Genomic DNA, 12,263 nt, shown 5'->3' with positions numbered 1-12,263 from the left:
TTTTCGCCGCTAATCGCATCTACGGGACAGTTCTTTTTACAGGCACCGCAGCCGACGCATTTGTCTTTATCAATGGTGTAGGTTAACAGCGGCTTGCAGCTTCTGGCGGTACACTTTTTATTGTAAAGATGATCTTCGTATTCGTTACGGAAATATTTGATGGTGGTCAGCACCGGGTTGGGGGCGGTCTGACCGAGGCCGCACAGGGAACCGTCTTTGATCTTGTAACAGAGTTCTTCGAGCAATTCGATATCACCGTCCTGGCCTTCGCCCTGGGTAATCCGGTTGAGGATTTCCAGCATCCGGGTGGTACCGACCCGGCAGTAGGTACATTTGCCGCAGGATTCTTTACAGGTGAAGTCCAGGAAGAAACGGGCCATGTCCACCATACAGGTGGTTTCGTCCATGACGACCATCCCGCCGGAACCCATGATGGCACCGGTTTTGGTGATTTCGGCGTAGTCAATCTGGGTATCCAAAAGACTGGCGGGAATACAGCCACCGGAAGGGCCGCCCATCTGGACGGCTTTAAAGGCTTTGTCCTGCTTAATCCCGCCGCCGATGTCAAAAATGACGTCGTGCAGGGTCAGGCCCATGGGGATCTCCACCAGGCCGCCTTTTTTGACCTTGCCGGTTAAGGCAAAGACCTTGGTGCCCTTGCTTTCTTTGGTGCCCAGGGCGGCATAGGCGTCGCCGCCATTTCTAAAGATCCAGGGGACATTGGCAAAGGTTTCGACGTTGTTGATGTTGGTGGGTTTGTTCCAGTAGCCTTTCTGGGCCGGAAAGGGTGGTTTTAATCGGGGCATCCCCCGTTCCCCTTCTAATGAAGCAATCAGCGCGGTTTCTTCACCGCAGACAAAGGCCCCGGCGCCGGCTTTGATGCGCAGATCGAAGGCGAATCCGGTGCCGAAGATATCGCGTCCTAAGAAGCCTTTTTCCCGGGCCTGATCAATGGCTTTCTGGAGCCGCACGATGGCCAGGGGGTATTCGGCCCGGACGTAGACGATGCCTTCGTTGGCTCCGATGGCGCGGGCGCCGATTAACATCCCTTCGATCAGAGCATGGGGATCGCTTTCCAGGACGGAGCGGTCCATGAAGGCCCCGGGGTCGCCTTCATCGGCGTTACAGACCATATATTTGGTGGTTCCCGGGGATTTCTTGGCGGCGTCCCATTTGAACCAGGTCGGGAAACCGGCGCCGCCGCGGCCTTTTAAGCCGGCGACTTTGACGGTGTCGATGATCGCGTCGGGAGTCAGCTCCAGCAGACATTTCCGGGCGGCGACGTAGCCGTCAACAGCTAGATAGTCGTCAATCTCTTCAGGATCGATGACCCCGGAGTTGCGCAGGACAATCCGTTTCTGTTTGCCGATCATCGTCAGATCATCCTGGGAAATCTGTAAATCGGCCAGTTCTTTCTGAGCGACGACATAGTCTTCAATGATCCGTTGGGCATCAACCGTGGTGACGTTGACAAAGGTTACCTTGTTGCCGGCATCGTCAACCACGTCAACGATCGGTTCCAGGTAACAGGTGCCGATGCAGCCGGTTTGTTCGACGGACAGCTCGAGTCCTTTTTCAGCGATGATGGCTTCAAAGGAGGTCTGCACCTTATGGGCGCCGGCGGCAATGCCGCAGCTGCCTGCTCCAATGACAATTTTCATGCCGTCACCTCCTGAGGTGCTTTTTCGAAATCCGTTGTCCCGTTACCGGCCTGTTCTTTTAACTCGGTCAGAATATTCGTCACCTTGTCTTTAGTCAACTGACCATAGGTGTCGTCGTTGATCATCATCACCGGGGATAAGCTGCAGCAGCCCAGACAAGCCACGTTGTTCAGGGTGAACAGTCCGTCGGAGGTGGTTTCGCCTTCTTTGATGTCGAGGTAGTCCATCACGGCTTCTTCGACCTGTTTGGAGCCGTTGACGTGACAGGCTGTGCCCTGACAGAGCATGATCAGGTATTTCCCCACCGGTTCAAAGCGGAATTGGGTATAGAAGGTGGCCACCCCGTAAACCTTGGCAATGCTGGTGTGGGTTTCCAGGGCAATATGGCGCATCAGCTCAACCGATAAAAAACCGTAGAGCTCCTGGGCTTTCTGAAGGATCGTAATCAAACTTCCGGGGATGTCGGCGTAACGATCCAGCACCGGTGAAAGTTCCGCAAAGGGATTGGGCTGGTCACTGTGGCAGCCACAGCCAGATATTTTTGTATTTTGACTCATTATTCTTCCTTTCTTTCTTAACAGGGTCCTTAAGGTGTTCACACTATTGGTTTTCATAACATTTAGAAAGCTTTTAATTATTCAAAAAACCTTGCAGCAATCTACAAGGTCTTCTGATTATCTCCATATCAATATTCCTTTATGAACTATTTGAGTAACCACTTAAACTTCCGGTTAAATCGCTTGTTACAAATCTAAATTGTTATTGATTTAATAATTCCAATGATAGTGGTGTCTTTTATTGTTCGCTATTATCCTTTTGAAGCACAAAGTATCTCTGTTTCCTGACCGGCTTCCAAACGTTGCCCATTGGCATACACGGTCATGTTTTGACCACGAACATAACCAATTAAGGTAACGCCGAGGCTTCGGGCCAGGTTTACCGCCTCATCAGTCGGTGAACTAAGCGAAACAACCATGGGCACTTCCAGCATTACTACTTTTTTAAGAATCTCTGATGCAATTCTTCCGGTTGTCATTAAGATCTTATCTTTCGGGTTGATCTCACACATCATGCAGTTACCAATTACTTTATCTAGGGTGTTATGGCGACCAATATCTTCCCCCATGGCCAGAATCACGTCATGATCACACAGCACAGTGGTGTGTACCCCGCCGGTTAAGCGATAGGCAGAGCCGCTTTTGACCATTTGCCGGATCAGATCAAAAATCCTCGCTGGCGTAATTTTTAAATCCGAACAGATGATGATTTTGGGCATCGCTGTTCCCAGACTCATTCCACCGCCACAGCCGGAGGTCAGAATCCGTTTTTCGGTGCTGATGGTGACTTCGTTTTTTAGCCGGACATCGGCCAGCCGACTGCTTTCGCAGACCCTTAAAATATCAATATCATTTACTGCTTTGATAAGTCCTTCTGAAAACAAATAGCCAATCACCAGAAAGTTCAAACTGGAAGGCGAACAAAGAATGGTTACCAGTTCATGGCCATTGACAAAAATCGTCAGCGGCATTTCTTCCGGCAAAGAAAGCTTTTGTTCCGTCCACCGCCCCTCTGCCAGCCGATAACAGCCACTGGTCTTCTTTTCTGATGACAATACCAATATCTTATCCATCACTTTTCGCCTCCTCAGTTTATCTTTTAAATTTCACAGACAATGCTTATTGTGGGCATTTACCCAGCGCTGCCAATTCATTAGCCACGTCGCCCAATCCCAGTTTTTCATAGGTTTCTCGGGTCGGCCAGCCGGTTTTTTCATCCCAACCGCGCAAACGATAATAGTTGGACACAAAAGTATTAAATCCATCTTCATCAATGCAAATACCGTCAGCATCCGGATAACGATGAAAGGGGACAATCTCATCGACTTCCATTTGTCGGGTTCGGTCGTAATTACGGATGGTAATGGCCCGGAATAAATTTTTGATCCGGTTGGCAGCTGTTTCAATCTCTTCCTGAGTCAGGCCGGCCCCGGTGGCCGCTTCAAATAACTCGGTTTCGGCCGTCATCCAGAACATATCCGGCAGCTGCCAGTCACAGGTGGTGATGGCTTCCTTCAATTCTGACTTCGTTTCATTCATGATCACTGATTGGGGGCCCGCCAGACTGCCATAGGGATCTGTTTTCATGGCATGAATATAGTCGGTGGTATCCTTGTGATGAGTGTTGGTCTGAGCATCCCGGGTGGAGGTCATCATTTCAACAGCTATGGGCAGCCAGGTATCTAACGGTACCGTTCCTTCATAACCGCGGCCATTCCAATGGGCTGAATATCCCCAGGCTACTTCAAAACTGATGGGAATATCCAATTGTTTACCGCCTAATCGTCGGGACTTTCGCTGCTGATAAATAGTGTCGCCGAATTTTTCTTTGCCCATTTCCCGTATTGCCCGGGACATGCCTTCGGCAAACAGATTACCATAATAACCTTTACGGTAGACAATCATGTCCAGCATGTATTTCATGAAGTCTTCCGATTCCACATCGATTTCCATGCCAAAGTCAATGTCATCAAAGACCCCTTCTGCATTACCCATGGACAGCCAGGTCATCAGCCAGACAATGATATCCCACTTATTGACGCCATACTGACTGCACAGCTCATTAATGGTCATCCCACGGTTGTAGTCCGGACCCCAAAAATTGTATTCATCACCCTGGTGTTCGTCAAAGAGAATCGGAATTTCAGGATCAGAAAAGTCCGGTGGCGGTGCTGCTCCGGACATCATGGCGCAGGCGGCAGTATTGTTTTTTTCGGTGACATAGGTTTGGGCCGGCATCCAGGCGCAATCGTATTTCCACTCAATGGCAAAGGGACCTACACATTTTGACACCTGATTCATCCGTTCCTGTTTCCAGGTGGTGCTCTTGATATCCATCATCAGTCGGGGACAATGCTGGTTGCATCCATGACTGCAGGTGGTATTGTATTCTCGCAGTCCCCCTTCCACTTCTGCTTCCTGGCCATGACCAAAAAACTTCGGTGATTCCTTAATCGGATTGGTATTAAAACCTGGGGTGCCCATGGTTTTTCTGAGTTCCAGCACCTTGTTCACATCTGCCGGTTTGATACTGCCGGTGCCTCTGACGCAGATGCCCTTTAACAGCTTTGAACCCATGACTGCACCGAACCCGCCTTTGCCGGCGGCGGTTTCATTGGCAGTGGCCACAATTGCCATCCGCAGCAGGTTTTCGCCAGCCGGGCCAATGACAATACTTTTGACATCTTTCCCATGAATAGACTCCAGTTTGATCTGGGTATCATAGGTATATAGCCCCCAAATGCCGGCTGCCAAGGCATCGCGGATTTCTACCGTCTGGTCGTCAATAAAGAGATAGCCCGGTTTTTCCAGGGCACCTTCAAGGACAATCCCATCATAACCGGCATATTTAAGCTCTGAGCCAAACCAGCCGCCCATTCCGGACCAGGCATACTGCTCCGGATAACATTGGGGTGCAATCCCGGCAATGACAATCCTGCCGCCAGTGGGAATACCGGTGGCGGTGGTTGCCCCGGTCATGATGATCAGCTTATTTTCCGGATCGAGGGCTTTGACTCCCGGTTTCACCTCATCCCAGAAGATTTTGTTGGCGACTCCACGCCCGCCCAGGTATTTGGGTACATAATCCCAAATTGGTTGTTCGGTGATTTCCTTTGTTGTCAGATTGACCCGCAAGATTTTTCCGGCATAGCCGCATAATTCTCTCTTCATCTTAGTTTTCCCTCCCTAAGTCAGCCTCTGACAGCGCGAGACATTGTACCTGGCAATACTCAATACAGGCCTGACCCGCTTCACGATTGCGGCACAAATCGCATTTTTTCGCTTTTTTTGACACTGTGTCATAATTGATTCTTTTGGGCTCATAGGGACAGGCTTTGTAGCATTTTTTACAGCCAATACAATCTGCTTCATTGATATAAACAATGCCGCTATCCGCTTCAATACAGATTGCTTGATCTTTTTTGGGACAGGCTTCATAACAGGGATGATCTTGACAATGCTGGCAGGTTAAAATCGTATGATCCTCCAGATTGATGGTATCCCGTTCCAGAAAAATCCGTCGCAACATCTGCCCCGCTGCACCCTCGTGCACCAGACTGCAGACAATTTCACAGGCATTACAGCCCACGCAGACTGAATATTCCTTGGCATGCTGAATGACGTGCCGGCCTAGCTCTTTTGGCCCAAGATTACTATTATTATTCGTCATTTTTCGCTTACATCCTCATCAAATTTTTTGTTGCCCTCTTTCAGTTGTTTGATACTTTATCTTAGTTGCTAATACACACGCCGCCGTCAACAACGATATTGGTTCCGGTTACAAAAGAAGACTCATCGGATCCCAGGTACACGGCTGGATAAGCGATATCATCTGGTTCACCCAAACGACCGACCATACACACTGTGTCAATCATTCCCTGTTGCGCTTCTTTGCTGTTTTTAATGAAGTCCGGTGTCATGCCGGTATTAATTGGTCCTGGTAAAATACAGTTGATCCGAATCCCTTGGCGGGCAAATTCCTTGGCGACATTTCGGGAAAGGTTGGTAACAGCCGCTTTCATAGCACCATAGAAATAAGAATTCAGTTCTGGCCAGATTGACGAAATAGATGCGACGTTAATGATGCTGCCTTTGCCGGCGGCCACCATGCCCGGGATGAAAGCCTGCATCGTCCAGACGTAAGCCCGATAATTGGTTTCCATAATTAAATCGAAATCTTCTTTGTTTTGCTCTAAAAACGGTTTGTGTACCAGAACGCCGGCTGAATTAAAAAGAATATCAACATGATCATATTTTTCATCAACCGCCGCTTTTAATTTTTCGATATCTTCAAATTTACGCAAATCGCATTGAACAAAAGAACCTTCGCCGCCTATTGCTTCAATTTTTTTAACCAGTTCGTTTCCTTTTTCCGCATTTCTGCCGACACAAACAACTTTTGCACCTTCTTTGACATACATCAACGAAACGGCTTCCCCAATACCGGATGTTGCTCCAGTTACTACTGCAATCTTGTTTTCTAATCTGCCCATTTTTTACTCCTTCATATTTTTAGTTTGGATTTAAAAATCAACATGCATTTTTTTGCAGTCTAAACAAAACCGATCTCAACACATCAATAATTTTTAAATCGCTATTACAATCGTTATCATTATAGCAACTGGCTTATCAAATTACATTCTACATTAATTTCAAAATTGCTTTTCTTTTTATACATTTTGTATTATGATATTTTAACAACATTGTTTTGTTAGCGAATTTTATTGAAATCACCATACATTTTGTATGATGAATATTAACTACCGGTCTGTTTTTTTGAATCTTTAATCTGCTGAGGTAATTATTAATGAGAGTAACCATGTCCATGCTTTACGATGGCCTTAAATCGTGCGTGCTTTGCCGCAAAGGAACCGCTTATAACAAAAATATATACGTTGATGATGTCTGTTTCTCCAAGAAAAGTAAAATTCCAACCGATATCAGCTATGTCATTGTCGACTGGAGCGACTATAACCAGGACGCTTATGTTCATATTCCTTCCGAGATGTTAATTTTGGCAACCCGAAAAGAGACGGACGACAGCGAAGTTCTGCCACCCTGTGCCTTGATTATTTATTCGGCTGCTTCCTTATCACAATTATTCGAGATTTGCCGGGATGTTATGCGCCGCTATTTTCAGTGGGGCGATGAGTTGCTGTCTCTGGTGATGAAAAATGTGGACATTCATCAGCTGATTGAATGTGCCCACCGGATTTTGACCAATCCCATGATGATCCTCGACAATTCCATGAAAGTTCTCGGTTTTACTCCGGACGACTCTGTCGACGATGAGGTTTGGAAGCTCACTGTTGAAAAAGGCTATGCCGACCTGGATAGTCAGGCTTCCCAGGTTTTAAAACGGGCCTTGACATTATTAGATAACCGGGACGCCGCCTATAACCACCCCATGCATGGCGACAGTTGGGCATCAGCTAAAAGTGTGGTCTTAAACGGCAACCGGGTTGCCATCATCAGTCTGATCCAAAAAAATCATCCCATCAGCGAAGGTGATTTTTCCTGCCTCTGCTATTTCGGTGATATGCTGGCCTTATATTTTAAAACACATGACAGCCGCAGCTATCTAACTGACAACCGGTTAGAATTAATCATTACTGATATTCTGGATGAACGGTTTAAAAATGATGCTGAACTAGTTGCCCGGATCCGTAACGTTAACTGGCTGCCCAAAAAGAATTTCTTTATTCTGACAATTCAGTCTCAGCATGTCTTTTTAAACAAAACCCAGCTGAAGAAAATTAGTGATGCCATCCTTAAACTCATTACCAGTTCCTGTGCGGTGATTTATAACGATCATATTGTCATTTTGATCAATCACGATCAATTAAGCAGTCTCAGTGCTCAGGAGTCTGAAAACTTAGCACACTTCCTGAAAAAAAATCAGCTGTGTGCCGGGGTCAGCAATGGCGAAGAAAAAATTTCTGATCTTGCCAGACTCTACCGCCAAGCCCTGATGGCGATTGATATTGGAAATTATCTAGGTCTTGACGACCAGTTATTTAATTTTAAAGAGCATCGCCTCAGCAGCATGATTTATGCCTTTGTGAAACTCGGCGATATTGAAAGTTATTTAAACCCCTGTATTAAACAATTGCAGGCATATGATCAAAAGAAAGGGGCTGCCCTGTTGCCAACGCTTGTTGCTTATCTGGATAACAACTGCAAGCAGCTCAAGGCATCTCAGGATTTGTACATTCAGCGGGGTACCCTTATTTATCGACTCAAGAAAATTGAGGAGCTGTGTAAAATTGATCTGACTGATCAACAGGTTATCTTTGATCTGCAGCTTTCATTTAAGCTGTTTCAATTTATCCTTGCGTTTTAATCCCCTAAACTTTACTTCAATCATTTGGCTTTCTTTTATTAAAAAATCAGTACATTTGACAGATAAATGTACTGATTGAAAGAACATAAATTAAGACTTCCCAGCTAGCGGTATGAACACATTTGCTGGGATTTTCCCTTAATACAACCCGAATGGTTTTATCTATTTTTCAAACAAACTTTTTTTCTTCCTCTTTTAACTGAAATCGCCTGATCATCTGATTTAATAACTCAGCCTGACTGTTTAACTCCTCACTTGCGGCAGCACTTTCTTCCGCCGTTGCCGAGTTGGTCTGGACAACTTGAGAGACCTGTTCGATTGCCAGCGTAATCTGCGCAATTTCTGACGCCTGATCATTCGAAGATATCGCAATATTGCTGACAAGATTCGAAACGGTTTCAATTTCAGTCAGCATTTCTTTTAAACGCTCTGACGTTTCATCGGCAATTTTCGAACCGGATACTACTTTTTCAATGGAGTCTTCAATTAAAACCGTTGTTTCTTTTGCAGCTTCAGCACTTCTTGCCGCAAGCGTCCTGACCTCTTCGGCCACTACGGCAAAACCTTTGCCATGCTGACCGGCCCGGGCGGCTTCAACCGCTGCATTTAATGCCAGAATATTCGTCTGGAAGGCGATATCCTCAATCACCTTGATGATTTTTGAAATGTCCGTCGATGACCGATTAATCTCATTCATAGCATCAACTGTTCTTTTCATCTGAAGATTGCCATCTTCAGCGTTATCCCGTAATCGTCTGGTAATTTCATTAACCGCATTGGCATTGTGCGCATTTTGTTTTGTTTCACCGGCTACTTCCTCGATGGAGGCGGTGAGCTCTTCAATGGTACTGGCCTGTTCCGTTGCGCCTTGTGAAAGGGCCTGACCCCCATTGGAAATCTGTCTTGCGCCCATTTTCACCTGATCGGCAGCGGTGTTGATCTCTGCCATGGTCTCGCTGAGATGGGTGGTAATGTCATTTAATGCCATTTTAATGGTAAGAAAATCGCCATGGTAATAGGAGGTAATTTCCAGATTCAGATTTCCCTGACCGATTTCACTCAATGTCTCACTGATTTCAGCAACATACCGCTTTAAAAACGCAATTGTTTTGTTCATGGCAGTTTTTATTTCAGCATGATCACCTGAATAGTCACCGCTCATCGCTGTCTGCAGATTCCCCTTTGATAGTTCAGTCAGTACAATTGAAGCTTCGGAAATGGGTGCAATCACTGCATCCAGGGTTTGATTAAAACCGGCGATGACTTTCGCATATTCGCCACTAAACATTTCGACATGCCCCCTGTAACTGAGATTTCCTTCGATAGCCATGGTTGCCATTGCCTGGGTTTCCTGAGTCAGATTACCAATATTTTCAATCATTGCAATCAAGCTTGGATTTAACGTATCGGCTGTGCTTAACTTCCCGACTTGTTTTAATTCTTTTAAATCACTGAGATCACCTGCGGCAATCCGGCTGGCTACTGCCACAATCAGGTTCAGTTGTTGGTGGACACGATTGATGGACTCCGATAGCTCTCCATAAATTCCCTGGTACTGTCCTTTAACAACTTGGGACAGATCATTGACACGCATGTTTGCCATCACAGCGTTGCCTTCTACGAGAGCCCCTAAGCCATCAATACAGGCATTAATGCCATCCTTGAGATGATTATAATCACCAGCATACTCTTTGGTGATTTTATCCGGTATTTCGCCTTTGCCAATCTTTCCAATAACTGACTCACCCATTCTGATGTGTTCAACTAGGTCTCTGATAACCTGATTAAAACCAATCATAAAATGTTGAAATTGACCATTTAATCCTTCTTCATTTCCTTCATATTCAAAATTACCTTCGTTTGTTTTAAAGGCTTTTTCTGCCATTTCAGAATACAATTGATTGATTTGAGCGACAATATCAAGCAAAGACTGACCTAAAATATCTTGCTCTGATTCTTTCTTAAACTCCACCGAAAAATCGCCTGCCGCCAAATTTTGAACTTTGGCGGCCAGGTCTTTTCGTTTTTCAATCATTAGGACAAATGATGCCATCATCTGTCCCAATTCATCTTTTGAACGTTGTGAAAATGCATTCAAATCATTTACATCCAAGTCAACATCTCCCAGCGCCATTTTTGAGAAAACTTCATTCAGTTTTTTTATTGGTCGTGTTAATATATTTCCTACGATCATTGAACCAATCAAACTTAAACACATGATTGAAAGTGTCATCACTGCAATAAGCATTCCAAATTCAAAACGTATCTGTTCAACATTCAGATCTTTCAAATTAGCCAGATAGGATGATACAAGCAGATAAGAAATGACTCCGTATAAACCAATCCCGATGAACGCGATCGCGATAATCAGAAGTGATATTTTATGTGAAAACTTTCCTCTGAATTCCCTGATTGAAGCTGCTGATTCATTTTTTCTTTTTTTCATTTTATTCAACTTCCTTCTTTTTATCCATTGCTTTTGATTTAATACAGTCAATAACGCTTGATGTCTTTAATCGCCATATCTATTAAACTCACTTGAGCAGTGTATACATACAGGCATTGTGTACCTGATCATTGAGACAAACACTCTTTCTCATGATTCCTTCCAGCCTGAATCCTGACTTTTCCAGAACTTTTCTGGCTCTTATATTTTCAAAGATTGGCACTGCAAAAATACGCACTAAATTAAATTCCGATAATCCCAATTGGCACATTTCTTTAATAGCATTTTGGGTAATTCCGCGTCCCCAATAACTTTCTCCAATCCAAAAGACTAATTCACCGGATTTACTGCCATCATCTTCCTGAATCATCAGGCTGATTGTCCCGATGATTTTGTTCTCGTACATAATGGCTTTATTGATCTGCTTAACCCGGTAAACATTCTTGTCTTTTAAAATAAACGAATGGATATCATCAAGAGCAAACGATTTTTGAGCCACTTTTCCCAGGTTTCTTACCACCGGCCCAGTGGCATGATTCATGATACTGTGCGCATCATTCAGTTTTAAATTTCGTAATTGAACGTTCATGGTTTCCTCCAAATTTATTTACTTACACTAACTGGCATTTAGATCGATCGCTACATCCAGCGCTTCGCCAAACCACAGCTTCGCTTCTTCCCGCAACGATGCTTCTGAATCGCTGCAGTGCAGCAGGTTATTGCAGCTGCGGTTTTCAAGGTTGGCTGCTTCCAGGGTGTCATATCCATAATCGCCTCGGATAGTGCCCTTTTCCGCTTTTGACGGATCAGTTGCTCCGGTGAGCGCCCGGGAGTTCGCAATGGCAGCTGAACCTTCCTGAGACAACAGGATTGGGATCATTCCTCTACCGACATAACTGCTGATCACAGCCGCCTTAAAGCTTTCCCCGAACCGCTTAATGACTTCCTGATAATGTGCCAGAATCAGCTGTTCATCGACATTGCGATAACCGATCTTTTCAATCGAAAATCCTTCATTCCTAAAGCGCTGGCTAATTGTTTCAACCAGTTCCCGTTCCAATGCATCTGGTTTCATAATGATAAAAGCATACGTTTTCATTCCTTTATCTTTCCTTTTGATAAATAGAGCCCATCTCAAAAGCTTCTCATTTTTCAACAAAAATTTTCTGAAGATGGGCCTGGAAGTTAAAATTTCTAAATTATTTGTATGAATGTACTTGTTATTTTAGTGTTTTGTTGTTTTTTCAATGGGGCTT

General features: G+C 45.0%; 10 protein-coding genes. 1 reads left to right on the top strand and 9 read right to left on the bottom strand.

The window, feature by feature from the left end:
- The 6 genes from ACWI_RS02150 to ACWI_RS02125 form a co-directional block, all read right to left on the bottom strand.
- A partial coding sequence (locus tag ACWI_RS02150; RefSeq protein WP_070369793.1) for a NuoF family protein occupies nt 1-1,661 on the bottom strand: 1,661 nt, incomplete at its 3' end.
- Nucleotides 1,658-2,218 (bottom strand): NADH-quinone oxidoreductase subunit NuoE, encoded by a 561-nt coding sequence (gene nuoE, locus ACWI_RS02145; protein WP_070369792.1) that lies wholly within the window; start codon nt 2,216-2,218, stop codon nt 1,658-1,660. The genes ACWI_RS02150 and nuoE, both read right to left, overlap by 4 nt.
- Nucleotides 2,219-2,469: 251 nt before the next feature.
- Nucleotides 2,470-3,291 (bottom strand): formate dehydrogenase accessory sulfurtransferase FdhD, encoded by an 822-nt coding sequence (gene fdhD, locus ACWI_RS02140; protein WP_070369791.1) that lies wholly within the window; start codon nt 3,289-3,291, stop codon nt 2,470-2,472.
- Between the two features lie 46 nt (nt 3,292-3,337).
- Entirely contained in the window at nt 3,338-5,389 is a 2,052-nt protein-coding gene (locus tag ACWI_RS02135) for an aldehyde ferredoxin oxidoreductase N-terminal domain-containing protein (RefSeq protein ID WP_070369790.1), read from the bottom strand.
- A 1-nt stretch (nt 5,390) separates the two neighbouring features.
- On the bottom strand, nt 5,391-5,888 hold the full coding sequence (locus tag ACWI_RS02130; RefSeq protein ID WP_070369789.1) for a 4Fe-4S dicluster domain-containing protein: 498 nt from the start codon (nt 5,886-5,888) through the stop codon (nt 5,391-5,393).
- Between the two features lie 61 nt (nt 5,889-5,949).
- Nucleotides 5,950-6,711, bottom strand: coding sequence for an SDR family NAD(P)-dependent oxidoreductase (locus tag ACWI_RS02125; RefSeq protein ID WP_070369788.1), 762 nt, complete (start codon nt 6,709-6,711; stop codon nt 5,950-5,952).
- 314 nt (nt 6,712-7,025) lie between these two features.
- Between ACWI_RS02125 and ACWI_RS02120 the strand changes: the two genes are divergently transcribed.
- Nucleotides 7,026-8,561, top strand: a complete 1,536-nt coding sequence (locus ACWI_RS02120) for a PucR family transcriptional regulator (RefSeq protein ID WP_084633443.1) — start codon at nt 7,026-7,028, stop codon at nt 8,559-8,561.
- 169 nt (nt 8,562-8,730) lie between these two features.
- Here the strand turns inward: ACWI_RS02120 and ACWI_RS02115 are convergent, their stop codons facing one another.
- The 3 genes from ACWI_RS02115 to ACWI_RS02105 all read right to left on the bottom strand — a co-directional run bounded on the left by ACWI_RS02115 (nt 8,731) and on the right by ACWI_RS02105 (nt 12,106).
- Complete coding sequence (locus ACWI_RS02115; protein ID WP_070369786.1) at nt 8,731-11,007, bottom strand: methyl-accepting chemotaxis protein; 2,277 nt, start codon at nt 11,005-11,007, stop codon at nt 8,731-8,733.
- Nucleotides 11,008-11,095: 88 nt separating this feature from the next.
- On the bottom strand, nt 11,096-11,596 hold the full coding sequence (locus ACWI_RS02110) for a GNAT family N-acetyltransferase (RefSeq protein ID WP_070369785.1): 501 nt from the start codon (nt 11,594-11,596) through the stop codon (nt 11,096-11,098).
- A gap of 27 nt (nt 11,597-11,623) precedes the next feature.
- Entirely contained in the window at nt 11,624-12,106 is a 483-nt protein-coding gene (locus tag ACWI_RS02105; RefSeq protein ID WP_070369784.1) for a nucleoside-diphosphate kinase, read from the bottom strand.
- Nucleotides 12,107-12,263 lie beyond the last annotated feature (157 nt).

Origin of the sequence: Acetobacterium wieringae (genome assembly GCF_001766835.1) — a bacterium.
Classification (GTDB): Bacteria; Bacillota; Clostridia; order Eubacteriales; family Eubacteriaceae; genus Acetobacterium; species Acetobacterium wieringae.
Note: the sequence above shows the minus strand (reverse complement) of the source record. Positions and strands in the feature narration are given on the sequence as shown.